Annotated in this window: 15 protein-coding genes; 6 read left to right on the top strand and 9 right to left on the bottom strand. The window is 48.2% G+C overall.

Going from position 1 to position 17,702, the window contains the following annotated elements; translation table 11 throughout:
• The 7 genes from CBE68_RS00325 to cutA all read right to left on the bottom strand — a co-directional run bounded on the left by CBE68_RS00325 (position 1) and on the right by cutA (position 7,731).
• Positions 1-1,188 (bottom strand): ROK family protein, encoded by a 1,188-nt coding sequence (locus tag CBE68_RS00325; RefSeq protein ID WP_087504073.1) that lies wholly within the window; start codon positions 1,186-1,188, stop codon positions 1-3.
• Between the two features lie 557 nt (positions 1,189-1,745).
• On the bottom strand, positions 1,746-2,777 hold the full coding sequence (locus CBE68_RS00320; protein ID WP_087504072.1) for an ABC transporter substrate-binding protein: 1,032 nt from the start codon (positions 2,775-2,777) through the stop codon (positions 1,746-1,748).
• Positions 2,778-3,043: 266 nt separating this feature from the next.
• On the bottom strand, positions 3,044-4,387 hold the full coding sequence (gene accC, locus CBE68_RS00315; RefSeq protein WP_087504071.1) for an acetyl-CoA carboxylase biotin carboxylase subunit: 1,344 nt from the start codon (positions 4,385-4,387) through the stop codon (positions 3,044-3,046).
• A gap of 11 nt (positions 4,388-4,398) precedes the next feature.
• Positions 4,399-4,848 carry an acetyl-CoA carboxylase biotin carboxyl carrier protein gene (gene accB, locus CBE68_RS00310; protein WP_087504070.1) on the bottom strand — a complete coding sequence of 150 codons (450 nt, stop codon included), beginning with the start codon at positions 4,846-4,848 and terminating at the stop codon, positions 4,399-4,401.
• Between the two features lie 23 nt (positions 4,849-4,871).
• Positions 4,872-5,333, bottom strand: coding sequence for a type II 3-dehydroquinate dehydratase (gene aroQ, locus CBE68_RS00305; protein WP_087504069.1), 462 nt, complete (start codon positions 5,331-5,333; stop codon positions 4,872-4,874).
• A gap of 278 nt (positions 5,334-5,611) precedes the next feature.
• Positions 5,612-7,393, bottom strand: a complete 1,782-nt coding sequence (locus CBE68_RS00300; protein ID WP_229744587.1) for a protein-disulfide reductase DsbD — start codon at positions 7,391-7,393, stop codon at positions 5,612-5,614.
• Positions 7,387-7,731 carry a divalent-cation tolerance protein CutA gene (gene cutA, locus CBE68_RS00295; RefSeq protein WP_087504067.1) on the bottom strand — a complete coding sequence of 115 codons (345 nt, stop codon included), beginning with the start codon at positions 7,729-7,731 and terminating at the stop codon, positions 7,387-7,389. Before cutA ends, CBE68_RS00300 begins: the two co-directional genes overlap by 7 nt.
• 244 nt (positions 7,732-7,975) lie before the next feature.
• Here cutA and CBE68_RS00290 point away from each other — a divergent pair, with 244 nt between their 5' ends.
• Positions 7,976-8,452: an FxsA family protein gene (locus CBE68_RS00290; RefSeq protein ID WP_087504066.1), complete on the top strand. Its 477-nt coding sequence runs from the start codon at positions 7,976-7,978 to the stop codon at positions 8,450-8,452.
• A gap of 177 nt (positions 8,453-8,629) precedes the next feature.
• Positions 8,630-9,742 carry a DUF3083 family protein gene (locus CBE68_RS00285; protein ID WP_087504065.1) on the top strand — a complete coding sequence of 371 codons (1,113 nt, stop codon included), beginning with the start codon at positions 8,630-8,632 and terminating at the stop codon, positions 9,740-9,742.
• 82 nt (positions 9,743-9,824) lie between these two features.
• Here the strand turns inward: CBE68_RS00285 and CBE68_RS00280 are convergent, their stop codons facing one another.
• A complete protein-coding gene (locus CBE68_RS00280; protein ID WP_087504064.1) occupies positions 9,825-11,654 on the bottom strand; it encodes an alpha-amylase family glycosyl hydrolase in 1,830 nt (609 codons plus the stop codon).
• Between the two features lie 399 nt (positions 11,655-12,053).
• Between CBE68_RS00280 and CBE68_RS00275 the strand changes: the two genes are divergently transcribed.
• Positions 12,054-12,344, top strand: coding sequence for a co-chaperone GroES (locus CBE68_RS00275; protein WP_087504063.1), 291 nt, complete (start codon positions 12,054-12,056; stop codon positions 12,342-12,344).
• Between the two features lie 74 nt (positions 12,345-12,418).
• The gene (gene groL, locus CBE68_RS00270) at positions 12,419-14,065 is read left to right on the top strand and encodes a chaperonin GroEL (RefSeq protein WP_087504062.1); all 1,647 of its coding nucleotides are present in this window, start codon (positions 12,419-12,421) and stop codon (positions 14,063-14,065) included.
• Between the two features lie 55 nt (positions 14,066-14,120).
• On the opposite strand, the gene CBE68_RS00265 is transcribed toward groL, so the two are convergent.
• On the bottom strand, positions 14,121-15,878 hold the full coding sequence (locus CBE68_RS00265; RefSeq protein ID WP_087504061.1) for a sensor domain-containing diguanylate cyclase: 1,758 nt from the start codon (positions 15,876-15,878) through the stop codon (positions 14,121-14,123).
• Between the two features lie 192 nt (positions 15,879-16,070).
• Here CBE68_RS00265 and CBE68_RS00260 point away from each other — a divergent pair, with 192 nt between their 5' ends.
• Positions 16,071-16,364, top strand: a complete 294-nt coding sequence (locus CBE68_RS00260; RefSeq protein WP_087504060.1) for a hypothetical protein — start codon at positions 16,071-16,073, stop codon at positions 16,362-16,364.
• Positions 16,365-16,603: 239 nt separating this feature from the next.
• Positions 16,604-17,557: a response regulator gene (locus tag CBE68_RS00255; protein WP_087504059.1), complete on the top strand. Its 954-nt coding sequence runs from the start codon at positions 16,604-16,606 to the stop codon at positions 17,555-17,557.
• Positions 17,558-17,702 lie beyond the last annotated feature (145 nt).

Here is a 17,702-nt window from a genome sequence, read left to right as displayed (position 1 = left end):
TCAATCGCCACGTTCCAAGCTGAGTTGAATGACCCCAGTGGCTTTCAAATCCTCTTGCCAGCTGTAGCTCTCAACCATATCGGTTGAGTGATTGGGTAGTAGTGACTCACTCATTGCTCGCTTCAGGCTTTGTTCCATGTAAGGAAAACCATGGACTCCAGCACCGGTAATAATCACTCGCTCTGGATCGAGTACGGTTACTAAGTTGGCAATGCCCAAGCCTAACACTCGTCCGGCTTGTTCAAAGATGCGCTGCAATGCTTCATTGCCACTGTCGAGCTCATCAATGATGGCTTGCATTTGGGCGGCGGTGGGCCGGTGGTTATCTGAACTTGGTAAATGCATGATGGTTGAGGCGTCTCGATAAAGCGCGTAGTCGCTGCAATAAGCTTCAATACATCCGCGCGCACCACAACGGCATTGCGGCCCCTCGAGATTGAATTTCACGTGACCAAATTCGCCGGCGGCTCCTCGTGAGCCCGAGTAAAGCTGACCATTGATCAGTGCCCCCATGCCAACGCCTTGACCAAGCACAATGCTGACAAGGTTGATGTCATGGGAGTAGTTGTTGAGATGGCGCAGTGCCAAAGCAACAATATCTGAATCGTTGGCAATGCCGACTGGGACGTTAAAGCGGTCTTCAAGCGGCTGGCAGATTTGTACATTGGTAATCGACAACGCAGGGCTCCAGGTGATCACCCCTGCATCACTGTCGACCGGCCCCTGCATCGCGATACCAATGGCGCTCAAGCGATTTCTATCGATCCCGGTGAACGCTAGAAAATCATTGATGCCGTCTATAACGAGAGTAATAAATTGTTGTTCGTCGAGTCGATCAAGTTGAATGGCAACTTTGTGGGTTTCACGTAAGTTACCTTTTAAATCGCCAAGCACGAATTCTAATTGATTCACTGACGGCAGAATACCAATAACAAACGCCGCTTCAGAGTTGAGGTCGATGTTGACTTTCGGCCGTCCACGGCCTTGATGTCCCTCTGGAGTTGTACTGCTCTCTTTAAGGAAGCCAATACTAAATAGATCAGAGGTGATTGCCGTGACAGTTGCAGGGCTCAAGCCTGTGATCTCGCAAAGTTCTACCCGCGCCAACGGACCGTGAGCGCGAAGTGCAGCAATAATTTGCTTGCGATTGGCTGCTCGGATTTGTTCGGTGTCTGTGATTTTTTTCATGGTAGTTCTTGTTATGGCCTAAAGTCGTGTTTGGAAATGGCTGCTTGTTGGATGACCATTGTCGGGTGATTTTTGACTTCAACCCGTTAATTCATCATGAGTTCGTCATCAGCAACTGATTTATTTTGAGTATTAATTCGCAGTCCTAACTTTGTTGTAACTTGAATAGGCACTGACTGCAAATAGAGTTTTGTGACCAATTGGGCAAAAAAAACCCAGACCATGGGTCTGGGTAACAAAAAAGGCTAGGTAACATCTGATAAGTAGTGTCAGCATGAATGCTGGTGCGAGAAACGAAAGGCTAAAACGTACTCGCGCCACACTTATAAGAAGGCGGTATGGCTCACCATTGCGGTTTATCGCAGGTTGACTATTGGCGTTGCTGTTTAGGTAGGCTAGGACCATAAACATGCGTTGGAACAATCCTCAACTACGGGCAATTGGAGCTATAACCGTGAAAGAAGAATACCTCATCTGTGGGACCGGTTCCACGCTCACTTTGTGATTCGCTTAGCATAATTTAATTTTACAGAAGAAATAATTTAAGGTCAGAGCAGTTAGCGATAACTCAATGGGCGTTCGCTACGCAGCAGCTCGATAGCAGACAGCTGATACTGCTGATGCGAGGTATTGTGGCGTTTGGTGAGCGATTTAAAATCAAAGCGTTGCCAAAATTGTTGATCGATGAAATGAGCAAAGTCTTGCAAGTTATCGGCGGTCACTAACTGCAACTGGTATTCGAATACTGTTTGTTGCTGACCGAAGTCGTAGCCATGAAAATGATCCGCTAGCAATGATAAGGCCCATCCAGCTTCCCAGATATCGGGGCCAATGTTACCTACCATGAGGCCATTCTGAATGGCGTTTAATCCGGCGGCTGTGGAAACCGTGCTGCCGATCAGCAGATCATTACCAACATTTCTGCCAGTTTCTCTTGCGGCATCAATGATTCCAAACGCTACATCTTCGCCCATCGCCCAGACGATATTGGTTTCGGGGTATCGAGCCAGCAACCCTTTGGCCTGTTTCTTGGCTTTATCATATGACCAGTGAGCAAATACCAGCTGGTGCAATGTTGCCATTGGTTCTGATTGCAGCGACTCCCTAAGGCCTTGATTGCAATACGCTGACGCTGATGATTCGCGCGAGCCGCTAATCGCAACTAACTGTGGGGCGAGCTCGAGTTGTTGCGCCCGTGCCAACAACCATTGTGACAATTGATAGCCGGCTTGTTGATTGTTTGGAAATGAATGTCCCAGCCAGTGCTTAAAGTATTGCCTTGGTTTGCCAACGTGTGGTTGTTCTTGTTCGGGAATATCGGTGTTGATCAGAAAACTATTGATCTTGGCCTGTTCCAAAATCTTCAGCGCCTCAAGTCCATGGGCTTTTTGATACATGAATATGACGTAATCAGGCTTTGAAGGTTGATTGGCTATGGCGCGGATATGATCGATGACACCGAATCGGTGCTGGGCATATTTGATGGTTAGTTCGATTCCTAAGCTTTCGGCTGCGGTGGTGGCGATAAGGCTGACATTATCCCAGAAAACATTGCCGGGTTTCGCTGGATTGATTAATACAGCGTGCATTGGAGAGGGCGTATCATCAGCTCTAACGACATTGCAAAATGCCAACAGATAAAGAGTCAGTAATAGCGAAGCAACCTTTATAACATATTGATTGTTATTGCTTATTATGGTTTTTGTTCTGTTGCGCACTAGCAAACCATGCCCACCTCCACTGCATTGCTGGACTGCATGGTAACTCACTTCAACCTTTGCTCTTGTGACAGACTCGGAAAGCTGGACAAAAAAAACGCAGCCTCAGGGGCTGCGTTTTTGGTTTTTGCGGCGGCTTACTGCATGCCTAATTTCTTTTCCAAATAGTGGATGTTAGTTCCGCCGTGCTGGAAGTTTTCATCAGCAAGAATTTTTTGATGCAGCGGCGGGTTGGTCTTGATGCCATCCACTACCAGCTCGCCCAGTGCATTGCGCATGCGGGCGATGGCAACGTCGCGATTTTCGCCATAAGTGATCAACTTACCGATCATCGAATCGTAGTTTGGTGGCACTTTATAGCCGGAGTAGATGTGAGAATCCCAGCGGATCCCCAAACCACCTGGCGGATGGAAGCGCTCGATGTTACCCGGAGATGGGATAAATGTTTCTGGATCTTCAGCATTGATTCGGCATTCCATCGCGTGGCCACGCAACTTAATGTCGTCTTGGCTGAAAGACAGCGGTTGTCCGGCAGCAATTCGTAGCTGTTCTTTAATCAAGTCAACGCCAGTGACCATTTCAGTGACCGGATGTTCGACCTGAATCCGGGTATTCATTTCGATGAAGTAGAACTCACCGTTTTCATACAAGAATTCAAACGTGCCAGCTCCGCGATATTCAATCTCAAGACAGGCGCGGCAACAACGTTCACCAATAAACTTACGCATCTCTTCAGTGATACCAGGGGCAGGTGCTTCTTCGATCACTTTTTGGTGACGACGTTGCATGGAACAATCACGCTCACCTAAATGAATGGCGCCACCTTGACCATCGGCTAATACCTGAACCTCAATATGACGAGGATTCTCTAGGTATTTTTCCATATAAACCTGATCATTGTTAAAAGCGGCTCCGGCCTCAGCGCGAGTCATCTGGATGGATTGCAGCAGATCGTCTTCGGAACGAACCACCCGCATACCACGACCACCACCACCACCGGATGCTTTGATAATCACTGGGTAACCAATACGCTTGGCGATGGCGATATTCTTCGCTTCATCGTCACCCAATGGGCCATCGGAGCCAGGTACACAAGGAACGCCGGCTTTTTTCATTGCCTTAATGGCTTCTACCTTGTCACCCATGACGCGAATGGTGTCAGCTTTGGGACCAATGAAGATGAAGCCACTTTGCTCTACTTGTTCAGCAAAATCAGCATTCTCTGATAAGAAACCATAGCCAGGGTGAATGGCTACGGCACCGGTCACTTCCGCTGCGGCAATAATGCGAGGCACATTGAGGTAACTTTCTGTGGCAGGAGGCTTGCCGATGCACACCGACTCGTCAGCCAGCAGAACATGTTTTAAATCGCGATCGGCAGTCGAGTGCACTGCAACCGTCTTGATACCGAGCTCTTTGCATGCACGTAGTACGCGCAGGGCAATTTCGCCTCGGTTTGCAATCACTACTTTATCTAGCATGACGGGCTCGCTTATTCGATGATGATCAGAGGTTCGTCAAACTCAATCGCTTGTCCATCTTCAGCCAGAATTGCTTTGACGACGCCGGCTTTGTCTGACTCGATTTGGTTCATCATCTTCATTGCTTCGATGATGCATAGAGTGTCGCCGACATTAACGGTTTGACCCACTTCAACAAATGGTGCTGCACCGGGCGCTGGCGAGCGATAGAACGAACCTACCATTGGTGATTTCACCGCGTGACCCGCAACTTCGGCTGCTGGTTCGGCAACGGCCGGCGCGGCGGCTGGTGCTGCTGCAACCGGAGCTGCAGCGACTGGTGCCGCTGCAATTGGAGCTGCGGCAACGACAGTACCACCACGACTGATTCGAACTGACTCTTCACCTTCGGTGATTTCCAACTCGGAAATACCAGATTCTTCAACCAGTTCAATCAGTTTTTTTACTTTGCGAATATCCATAGTGTAGGGATCTCTTATTCGAATTAGTTTGTTGGGTTGGCAGATGACAGCTGTTGAAACGCAGCTAACATCGCAAGTTCATAACCGATGGGGCCTAAACCGCAAATAACGCCTTGAGCCACATCTGAGAAATAGGAGTGCTGCCTAAATGGTTCACGTGAGTGAACATTAGACAAGTGGATTTCGATAAATGGTATGGCCACAGCAAGCAGAGCGTCGCGCAGTGCGACACTGGTATGGGTAAAAGCAGCAGGATTAATCAGAATAAAATCGACTTGATTTTTCGCTTGGTGAATTGCGTCAATCAATTCGACTTCTGAGTTGCTTTGCAGGTGGTCAATGTCAACATCATAGTTGGAAGCCAGATCGCGTAGTTGCTCGATAATGGACGACAATGTTTGGTGACCATACTTGTCTGGTTCACGCGTACCTAACAAATTTAGGTTTGGGCCATTTAGTACCAAAATACGATATTTATTTGGCATCCTGTGGGCATCCTCGGCAAAAATGTTGTTATCTGTTGTTAACTTTTCGTTAGAGTGTTTTTAGTCCGAAAAGTTCCCGAAAATAACGGGGCTTTGTAATTTTTTGCGATGATAATGGAAAATCGTGTCTGTTCGCAGCTTTTTTCTGGTCTAATCTCAGAAAATGTGTGATTGCCTTACCAAAAAAACATCAATTTCGTGCTGGCGACAAATGCAAAGACATCGTTGAGCAGGTCGATTTGACCCTCTAGTGTAGGCCAAATCGACGATTTTAGTAGTTACTGGTATGACTCGGTTGCCGAGCGAATATGAGCAATGAAGGGTTGTGGCTTGAGGAATCCGGCAATTCGGTAGGTGAGTAGTTCTTCCCCTTGCGGCGAAAACAACAGCAGGCTTGGCAATCCGAGGATATCGTAGGCCTCGAGTAGCTCGATATCCTGCAACGTCGAGGCGGTAACATCGATGCGGATCAAGCGCCATTCAGATAACGTCTGCCGAACTGCAGGATCGGGAAAGGTGTATTTGTCGAATTCCTTGCATGCGACACACCAGTCGGCGTAGAAGTCGACTAACGCCGGTTGCCCCTGGGCTGCAGCGTCGGCTAACTGTTGTTGCAGTTCTTGCTGATTGGTGACGGTGATAAACCCCAATTCATCTTTCGACGGCTGCTGGCTTTGGTCGATTGGTCCGATTGTCGAAGGGACAAGCTGTAAGCCAAAATATCCTGCACCTGCCAATAACAACACCGCGAACGCGTAGCCTAAAGTTCCGACTACCGGTTTAGCGACTTGTCGCAGCGCGAACAGCAAATAACTTGCGGTGATAAGTAGCAACAACGCCCACAATGCTGAGCTGACACTGGCCGGTACGATGCGCTCGAGTAAAAACACCGGCACCGCAAGAGTCATAAAACCAAGCAAGTGTTTTACCGCATTCATCCAAGGGCCACTTTTCGGTAGCAACTTGGCGCCCAAAGTCCCGACTACTAATAGCGGTAACCCCATTCCCAGCGACAACAGATATAAAGCACTACCACCAAATACCAAGTCTCCGCTTTGACCAACATAAAGCAACGCAGCAGAAAGTGGCGCAGTGGTACAAGGAGAGGCAACCAAACCGGCAATAATGCCTAAACCGAATACAGAACCATAGCGGCCGCCTTCCATGTTTTGACTCGTTTGCTGCAAGCGATCGCGCAAACTTGCGGGCAATTGCAGATTGAAAACACCAAACATAGATAACGCCAAGCCAGCAAATAGGACACTGAGGCTGATCAGCACCACAGGGTGCTGGAATGCGGCTTGCAGTTGCATGCCAAAAGAAGCGACCAGCAAGCCAAGCAAAGTATAAGTTAGCGCCATGCCCTGCACGTAGGTAAAGCTCAGCGCAAAGGCGCGGCTCTTAGAAGCATTTCGGTTGCCGGCGATAACGCTTGAAAGAATCGGGTACATGGGAAATACGCAAGGCGTGAATGCCAAACCTAGGCCGAGTAAAAAGAACAAAGCCAAGGTTGTGGACTTGCTGTCTGATGCCAATGAGCTGGCTAAATCTGCTTGAGTTGCCGGCGTTGTTGGTGCGCTGCTGCTCGCAAGGGTCGATGGCACCGAAATTTTCTGTTTGGTAGGAGGGTAGCAAAGGCCTGCTTCGGCACACCCCATGTAAGTCACGGTGATGCTGCTGTCGGCCGAACTCTCATAATTCAATGGCACCACTAGGTTGTAGTAATAAACCTGGGTTAAACCGAAAAACTCATCTTCGTGGGGCTCTGCCTTCGGTAAGTTCGTCGGTGTGATCACTTGACCATTGAGCTCAAACTTAAGTTTGTCTCGATATAAATAATAGCCATCTGCTATTTGCCAAAACACTTCCACTCTACCCGGTTCAATGACATCTGCCGAAAACTCAAAGGCTTCGTGCTCTGGCAGAAATTCTGGTGTGTCATTTAAGAACGACAACGGGTTAGCAGTGCTGATTGAACTCATCAGCAGGCTCAACACAGCCATTGTCGCAACGGCGCTACGGCGTGTCATAGCTAATAAACGGGTCGTGTGGGTCAGCATACTTCTTTTATCCATTGATGATAGGCTAGGCTGGCATCGGCGACAGAAAGCACCAAGACTTCTGGCGTTTCGTAGGGGTGGTGTTCATTGAGCCAGCGTTTAATTGCCTCTACGTGTTGTTCTCTGGTTTTTATGACCAGTTGAACTTCGGTTTCATTACAAATCTCCCCCTGCCAGCGATAGATACTTTGCATTGGCGGTAACAGGTTAACGCATGCCACCAGCTCGGCCGACAGCAAATCAGTTGCTATTGCCTGAGCTTGCTCAGTTGTTCCGCAGGTGGTTAGAACGATACGGATATCGTCCCGGTGGTTTGGTGTATCCGCTTTGTTTGTCATCTTGAAACGTCAATGAGTGGTCAGCTGATCAAATAGAGTTTAAGTCGTCGTTTATAACATGCTCGGCAACAAGTACAGAAATTCACAGCGAACAAACCGTGCGATCAGCCCCTCGGTGCAGATTTAGTTGGCACTGCAACCTTTTGTTGATGGCGTGGTCATATGCTCAAACATTGAGCACTTTGCTTGCAAAACGGAGAAGTGCCCCCATCTTTATGGTTCAAGACGACGTTGGAGCAAGAGTTTGCCTTTTCTGATATTGATATTGTTAGTCCCTATTGTTGAATTGACGGTGTTGATTCAAGTCGGTAGTCAAATTGGTGCCTTGGGGGCTATTGGCCTGACGGTGTTGACTGCAATTGTTGGTTTATCGCTAGTTCGTAGTCAGGGCTTGGGTGTGATGCAGCGCGCTCAGCAAAACATGGCGCAAGGTCAAACCACGGCTCCAGAAGTCATTGAGGGCGGTATGCTGGCGTTTGCGGGCTTATGTTTGCTAATCCCTGGGTTCATCACGGATGCTTTGGGGGCACTATTATTATTGCCGCCGCTGCGCCAACAATTTGCCAAGTCGGTGCTGACATCTCGTTTTATTCGTTTTGGTCATGCCCAACATTTCGGCCATGGCCAATTTCAGCAGGGTCGATCATCACAGGGCGATAGCCAAGGCAATACTTTCGACGGCGAATTCGAGCGCAAGGACGATCGCGATCGATTGAACTAATCGGCGCGTCTAATGTCGGGAAGCCAAAGCGTTTCCCGGCACTTTGCCAAAGCCCTGTTTGCCCCCTTGTCACCCGCCTTAGATCACCCTTGTGATTTTTATTTCTTTAGCTGAAATAAAAGATCTGTAGAATCCGATTAACGTTATGAAAAGTCGAATTAATTAATCGGAGAAAACATGCTTTCCAGAGATCGAGGCTTGCAGCACAAGGTATATATTCCTTCGAATGCACGAGAAAACCAGTATTTGCTGGCTAAATTTGAACTAACGGATGAGTTGCTGGCGGCATTTTCACAACAAGGCAGTAGTGACGCTGACTCACCATATGGTTACTGCTATCAACAATTGGCCAATTTGTTCTTCGATGTCTGCGATAAACATGGTCTCGACGCTGGCCAGTTCATTGCCAACGACAAGTTTATTCGGGTGCGCTACTGCCCAGAAAAATTTACCGTTGAATCTGAGCAACAACTGACTTTTTTGTACAGCCCCAAATACCACACCGGTAGCCGTCAGTTTGTCAATGAGCAAAAGCGGGTTCGCAAAATTAAATTACTGTTTTTGGCGACGGGTCCAGAACTGCGTCATTACTCAGCTCAGTTCCACACCAAGGTGACTGAAGCCGTGAAAGAATACTCACAGCTGCTGGAGTTAGCTCCAGGCGCCATTCGTCTATGTGACCATCAGCACCTGACTTACGATTTGTTCGCCAAAGAAAAAGGTGTTGAAGGCGTACAGGCGCACAAGTTGCGCTCAATCGCCAATCGTTTCCGTGCCCATGATGTTGTCATTGACGAAAACGAATTGGACTCGCAAACCTATGCAGTGATCAATTTGCACGTTAACAAGCGCGTTCAGAAACTGGTTGCGGCCGACAAAACATCTGATTGGCCCTATCTGGACTTATACAAGTCGTTGTATGAGCGGTTTGTTGAGAGTGCTAAGTCGGCGGGTTTAGATCGTGGCATTATGACTGCCAACGATCGCACCCCTGTGGTCCGTAGCAAAGCCGATAGCCATATTGCTGAGAATGGTGAATTACAAACCATCGACTTTAATGAAAAAGATCCAATTAATGGCTTTGATTGTTACTTCGCTAAGGGCAATTTGGTGGACTCGATCCAATTCATCATGATTGCTTCTAAGGCAGACAAAACCAGCTACGGTTACGGTAAATTCATTAGCGAAGTGCATCAGGCGATGCGTGACTTTGCTGACAAGATTGACCACGACGAAAAACGCGAGAATTTGTCAATTCGCGTCCACCAACACATTGGTGGCAGTATCTAATACCGCACAAGCATCAAGTAAGAAAACCAGTGACTAGGTCACTGGTTTTTTTTGTTTTGGAGATCGTTGCTTGGCATCGTTGTCAATAGCGCTCGAGGATAACAGCGCCGTAAGCTGGGATGTGAACATCTGAAATTTGGTGGTGCTCGTCACCGTGGCGGGAGGCCTCGGTAAAATCCCAAATGTTGAATGCTGGCCAGCTGGTGTTGGCAAGTTCCTTATAAAAACCTGCGACGCCAACGTTGTAATGCCACCAGGTTGTCGGGCCAAAATTTAGCACGATCAGATAGCGACCATCGGCTCGAGTAAACGCTGCAATACCATTGTCATTATGAATATGGCAAATGGCGATATTGCCCCAAGCGAATGCAGCCATGTTGTTGCTGCGGATCTCAAACATTCGACGATACCAATGCAGTATTTTTTGCTGGTAAGGCATGGTTTCGTAGGTGGTTAAGCTCAGCCTGTGATCCCACCAGCTGCCGCCACCTTCTGGTTGGCCATTCTGGCCGAACTGCATCCATTCGCCGCCTTCTTGGCCCATGAATATCATTGGAATACCACGAGAAAAGATGGTTAGCGATGCGGCAATTTGCGACATATTCCAGCCCATACCATTGCGGCCGATTTTGGCAACGCGCTTATCTTCATTGCCGACTTCATCGTGAGACTCGGTATAGTTCACTGCATCTTGCCAATTATCACCAAAGTTGGTCAGCACTCGCTTTAGTTGGTCTAAGTGGCCGCCAGCCAACACCGCTTTGGCGTGGTCATGGAAACTGTCGCACCATTGAGAGTCGTAAGGGCCGTGCCAGTCGCCAGCCCAATTTGAATGACATTGCTCTTTGGTGACATACCAGTTATCGGGGAGTTCCTCTGCAATTAGGAGGATATTAGGATCGATTTGCTTGACTCGATGGCGCAGTTCTTTGATGAAATTCCAACCACTAGTTTTGCCGGGGTAGCGAACATGGTTTGCCCAAGTGTGGCCTTGATGGAGGATATGGGTCATGTCGAACCGGAAGCCATCAATGTGATACTCGCGGGCTAGGTAGACAATGCTGTTAATTAGAAAATGGCGCGTGACATCACTGCCAAAATTGAGCATCGGCCCCCAGGCAGTGTCGCCCGATACATACTCATCTTTGTCCAGTTGCCACAGCACGTTGTCCCGATTGCCTATGTGATTGAGGACGATGTCGAGAATCACCGCCATACCATGTTGGTGCGCACTATCAACCAATGCCTTGAGGTCATCCGGGCTGCCATACGATTCTTCGATGGCAAAAAAGAAGGTGCCGTTGTATCCCCAACTCACATTGCCTGCAAATGCATTGACCGGCAGTAATTGAATTGCTGTCGCCTTGGTTTTGACAATGTAATCTGGCAACTCGGCTCTGACCGTTTGCAATGGCTTAAGAGTAGGGTGACGACCACTGAAGCGAAGTGGGTGAAGTTGATAGATGGCATAGTATTCCCAGCCAGGTCTTTGCCAATCTTGGTCTTGCCACACGTAGGTTGAGTCGGACACTTGAGATTTGCCGCTTAAGCCGGTGTGCTCTAGTCGCCGTGCAGCTGGATCTTGATAGTAGAACCAGCTGCCGTTGTCGCTGTATTTTACTCGGAATTGATATGACTGACCGTCCCGAGGTCGTTGGTCGGTGTCGGTTAATGGGTATTTGCAATACCAGAACTTGCCGCTTGGAATTGCCGTTAATGCTATTGGCGTAGCTTCCCAGTCAGTAAAGTCACCAACTAGCTGAACTGCAACGGCATGAGGGGCGGTGTGAATGACGGCGTACCAATGGTCTTGCTCGATGACTAAGCCCGGAGAGCAGAACTCAAAGATCTCATACTCTGAAAGTGTTTGGCTGACTGTCGTTGGATTTGAAGAGAAAGTCGTACTTGACATAAGAACCTCCGAAAGATTGAGAAAAGGACTGGAAATGAATTCCAGACTACTCCCGAAGATCTTCAAGCAAACCCTTGCCTGAAGCGTTTATATTTTAGCGCTTATTGCTCGGATTGCCGTGGTTTTGTTGGCCTGAAGTGCTGTTTAGAGTCAATGCTTTTGGCGGGTGCAAGAATGTTGTGTTGCGGCACGAGACAGAGAAAGAAAAGTTAGTTTGATCTTCGCTAAAAACAGCAGAACGTCGTTGAATTCTCATTTGGTCGACTTTTTTCAAAAAATTTTTCGCTCACCGCTTGTATTGATAAAAACCATCCCCATTTTTCTTTCATCCCGGCCGAGGCACAGACCTTGGTCGTCTACTCACAAATAATTTTGGAACGTGAATCGGAGATCTAACTCATGAACATTCGTCCATTACACGATCGCGTGCTGGTTAAGCGCTTGGAAGTCGAAACTAAATCTGCAGGCGGTATCGTTCTGACTGGCAGTGCAGCAGAAAAATCTTCTAAAGGTGAAGTTGTTGCTGTTGGCGCAGGCCGCGTACTGGATAACGGCGAAGTAAAAGCCGTTGCCGTTAAGGTTGGCGACGTAGTGCTATTTGGTCACGGCGTAGAGAAGTCAGAAAAAATCGCTGGTGAAGAGCACCTGATCATGAAAGAAGACAACGTTCTGGCGGTTGTTGAAGGTTAATTGCTGAAGCAAAGGCGCTGGTTTGATCATCACTAGCGCTACTTCTGGTAACGAATAGATAGGAATTTAAGAAAATGGCAGCAAAAGAAGTGAAATTCGGTAATGACGCCCGCACCAAGATGCTGGCTGGTGTAAACATCCTGGCTGACGCGGTAAAAGTTACTCTCGGTCCGAAAGGCCGTAACGTGGTTCTGGACAAGAGCTTCGGTGCCCCAACCATCACTAAAGATGGTGTTTCTGTTGCGAAAGAAATCGAGCTGGAAGACAAGTTCGAAAACATGGGCGCACAAATGGTCAAAGAAGTTTCTTCTAAAACTTCTGACAATGCCGGTGACGGTACCACCACGGCAACTGTGTTGGCGCAAGCTGTGATCAACGAAGGCATGAAGGGTGTTGCTGCAGGCATGAACCCAATGGACCTGAAGCGCGGTATCGACAAAGCAGTGACTGTTGCGGTTGAAGAATTGGCTGCGATCTCTGTGCCATGTGCCGACAACAAATCAATTGCTCAAGTGGGCACCATCTCTGCTAACTCTGACGCCATCGTTGGCGAGATCATCGCCACTGCGATGGATAAAGTTGGCAAAGAAGGCGTGATCACCGTTGAAGAAGGCCAAGGTCTGGAAAACGAACTGGACGTGGTTGAAGGTATGCAGTTTGACCGCGGTTACCTGTCGCCATACTTCATCAACAACCAAGAAAACGGCACGGTTGAGCTAGAAAGCCCATTCATCCTGTTGGTTGATAAGAAGATCTCTAACATCCGCGAATTGCTGCCATTGCTTGAAGGCCTAGCAAAAACTGGTAAGCCACTGCTGATCATTGCTGAAGACCTAGAAGGCGAAGCGCTGGCAACTTTGGTTGTCAACAACATGCGCGGCATCGTTAAAGTTGCTGGTGTTAAAGCGCCTGGTTTCGGTGATCGCCGTAAAGCCATGCTGCAAGACATCGCGATTCTAACTGGCGGTACTGTGATTTCTGAAGAAATCGGTCTGGAGCTGGAAAAGGCGACTCTGGAAGATTTGGGTACTGCGAAGCGCGTTGTTATCGACAAAGACAACACCACCATCATCGACGGTGAAGGTGAAGTTGAAGCGATTGAAGGTCGCGTAGCGCAAATTCGTCAGCAAATCGAAGATGCATCTTCTGACTACGACCGTGAAAAACTGCAAGAGCGCGTTGCTAAACTAGCAGGCGGTGTTGCTGTGATTAAGGTTGGCGCTGCCACTGAAATCGAAATGAAAGAGAAGAAAGCACGTGTTGAAGACGCCCTGCACGCTACTCGCGCAGCGGTAGAAGAAGGCGTGGTTCCTGGTGGTGGTACAGCTCTGGTTCGCGTTGCTAGCAAGATTGCTGAGCTCAAAGGCGACAACGAAGACCAAAACCACGGCATCCAAATCGCCTTGCGCGCGATGGAAGCGCCGTTGCGTCAAATCGTTACCAACTCTGGCCTCGAAGCCTCTGTTGTTGCCAACGAAGTGAAGAACGGTGAAGGCAATTACGGCTTCAACGCTGGCGCTGAAGTTTACGGCGACATGTTGGAAATGGGTATTCTGGATCCAACCAAGGTCACTCGTTCGGCACTGCAGTTCGCTGCTTCTATCGGTGGCCTGATGATCACTACCGAAGCAATGGTTGCTGAAATCCCGCAAGACGCTGCACCAGCTGCACCTGACATGGGCGGCATGGGCGGTATGGGTGGCATGGGCGGCATGATGTAATCATCGCCTAGCTCACCAAGCTAATAAGAAGCCCCGCACACGCGGGGCTTTTTTGTCACTGTTTGGGAGCTCTTTGTTGGCGGAGTCGTTCTGTGTACAAGTCAGATTCGCGGTAACTCACCACTTGATCGCGGCCATTTTGTTTCGCTTGATATAAGGCTTGATCAGCCTGCTTCAGGCACTCTTCAAACTTTTGATTCTGATCGATATGCCATTGCGCTAGGCCAATACTCAGGGTGTGTGGGATAACTTTACCGCCCAGTTGAGTGCCACTACTGGCGAATACTCGTCTAATCCTTTCTGCCACTATGCGCGCCATCTGATGATTAACGACGGTCGAGATGATGATGAATTCTTCACCGCCCCAACGAGCAGCAACATCGACCGAACGGCATTCATTTTTTAGAATCTGTGCCAATTCCACCAGTATTTGATCACCTACTGCATGACCATACTCATCATTGACTCGTTTGAAAAAATCGAGATCAATGAGTAATACCCAAAGCTCCACTTCTTGCTCTTTGGCGTGTTTGAGTTCTTCGGTGCATTGTTCGATGAAGCGGCGGTTCTTCAGGCGAGTGAGCGGATCGACCATCGACAATTCGGCTTCGGCCTGAAGTTGGTGCGACGAATGGCGCATCTTGGTTAGCATTGCCAAAATCAGCATGATGCACTCGAATAATACCGCTACTTGAGTGAGGTGCAGGGTGCTCATGCCAAATTGCGACCAGCCTCCGCTGGATGCCGACACTAAGCTAATAATCAGGCTGAGTGAGTATGGCACCCAAGCTGCAATGTAAAAGATGACGTAGCGGTTGCCTTTGCGGTAGCAAAGCCAACCAATAATGGGATTGATTGCCATGCTCAGGAGGCTGAAAAATGATACGTACAGGACCAAATCATACTCACCGAATAAGCGCAGCACGAAAGCGATGGAATAAACCGTAATCAACGCCAGCAATAACTTGTCAATCTTCGGAATAAGAGTTTTGGTACCGAGAAGATGGCGACTGAACTGGAAGGCAAAAATAGCCACCAACAAGTAAATTAGATGAAAACTTTGATTGAATAACCAAGGGTGATTCGGCCACAAAAACTGGAAGTTAAAGCCGTTCAGTGAGCCCCACATTAACATGGTCCAGCTCAAGTAAATAAAGAAGTAGCCGTAGTAAGGGCTAGTCCTGATCCCAGAGTAGAGCCATAGCGAAAAGGCGAAAATCGCCATGCCGAAAAACAAACCATAGTAGACGCCAAACAGCAGGTTCTCTTTGATGAGATAATCAGCGAAGGCGCCGTGTTCAGACACATAGGCCTGAATACTGACGGTTTCTAAGGTGCGATTGCTAATTTTTAAATACACCTGCTGCTGCTCTTGGGCGCCAATGCTGACCCGAAAATTCAACAATCGATAGCTCAAGTCTCGCATTGAAAAAGGTTGCTGATCGGAACGAAATTGGTGTGTCCAACTACCCCTTTGTTCGACGTATAAATCCAGATCATCCACGTAGCTGGTCTCTGGCGTCAGCAGCCAGACCATTGGTGAGTTGCTATCGTTGCGAATATTAAACTTGAGCCAGTAATGATTACTGGTGATACCGCGATTGATGTCTGCAGGCCTGAATGAACTGAATTTTTGCTGATGGCGGGGGAGTAGAATATCGTGGAAGGTTAAGGTGCCCGTCGGATCCTCGAGCATTTCGGCATGTTCAGTTAAGCCCTGCTTGATGACGGACTGTGACAATTGGATCGGTTCGCCGACACAGACAAAACAACACAACAACAGCCACAACGGCCAGTATCTGATCGATCGCATTCGTCTCGCTATTTGTTCTCAAAACCAACTCAACTATAAGCTAATAATGACAAATGCTCGAATAAAAATGAGCAACGTTTTCATACTGAAAAGCTTGAGAAAGTCCGCAGATGCGGCGCAATTACTTTGCAGATTTGGCGACTAGCAGCCAAAGTTAATAGTGAGGATCACCAATGAATCGAGGAGTACAGTATGGAACGTCGTAAACCGAATTACGCATCTGCAACTGTCATGGTTCTGTTTGGTCTGATTTTAGGATGGGCGATTACCCATTGGTTTTGGGGTCAGCACGTGGACCAACAGCAAGTGCAACAGCTTGAGCAGCAACAGCAAATGGAGCAGATCATCGAGCAATTGGCTATTAACTTGCAGAAAATCAAAGCCAGCAAGGGAGACTGGATTGAAGGTGCCAAACCTCAGTTATTAGATGAATCGATTGAGTTGGCCGACCAAATTGAAGTGCTCAACAAGCAACAAGATGGTTAATGCATCGATCTAGCGCCTGAGTTGCTGCTGAATAACAAGGTCAGAGCGGTTGGATAGCAGAGGCTTTGACCTTGGCATAGGTTGTGCCGTTTGACGTCAGCCAATGGAAAAATTGTAGAACATCTCTCACTGTTACAATACTCAAATTGCCCCTTGCTAATCTATTCAATAAGTTAGGCTTCTCCGAAGTTGTTTGCCTAAATTGTGCAAGCCGTTGTACCAACACTTGGTGAGTTGCTATGTCCGTTGAAACGCTCCACAAAGTCATTTTGCATCCGTTTATTCAAGAATCCCTTGCCAGTTTAAAAGCGATGACCGGTTTGGATGGGTATGCCGGTGACCCTTTTATTGATCAGGTTGAGGATTTTCGCTTCAAAGGCTATGCCGTTTGTTCAGATATGACGGGGCAGCTTGATGGCGTTGTATTGATGCATCACTACGAAGAAACGGCAGTCGCAGTCGGCCAAGCGGTGCAGCAAGCGCTAGTTGGTGAGTGCAATATCAATGGTGAACTCGATGAAGATTTAATTGCCGCTTTAGCGGAGTGGGGCAATACCATTGTTGGCCGTGCCACGCACATGCTGCAGAAGCATAACCTCGGTTTTGAATTTGCCAGCCCGCATGTTGCATTGGATCTACAGGATATGGGTCCTTACTTACTTGGGGTGAAAGAAATTGTCACCGTGCCTGTGCACATTGAAGATGCCGGGCGCTACTACTTCAATTTGTTGGTGCGCGACGCCAACCAAGATGCTGAACTTGCTCCGGTTGACAACATCAGTGATGCCTACCTGATCCCGCCCCCAACTGAAGGTACGCCGGTACCCAAAGATGCCTTGATCATGAGTGTCGATGACAGTTCACTTATCCGTCGGGCGATGCATCGATTGCTCACTGAAATGGGCTACACCAATATTATTACTGCTGATGACGGTGATAGTGCGATTGAAACCATGAAGACGCATAAACCCGACTTTGTGTTCATGGATGTGGTGATGAAACGGCTCAATGGTGATGATGCTCTCGCTCAGATGCGTGAACTCGATGCCGCTACCCCGATCGTGATGTTATCGTCGGTTACCGATAGCAATACCATTGAGCGCTGCAAAACATTAGGTGCTCATGGGTTTGTTTTTAAGCCGCTGAATGCCGACTCGGGTAAACAAGTGCTAGCCTCCTATTTGGTCGTTTAAGGCCCCTCGGTTGCCGAATTGAAGCGTATCGCTGACATGGTTGGCGATACGCTTTTTTATTGTCTGCCAGAGCTGGCCGTGGCGTTATTTTGCTCCGTGAAATAAGTGTTTGATTCATAATGGATTTTGCAATACTTGGTTAACT

It is taken from the genome of Neiella marina, assembly GCF_002165625.1.
GTDB lineage: Bacteria > Pseudomonadota > Gammaproteobacteria > Enterobacterales > Neiellaceae > Neiella > Neiella marina.
Note: the sequence above shows the minus strand (reverse complement) of the source record. Positions and strands in the feature narration are given on the sequence as shown.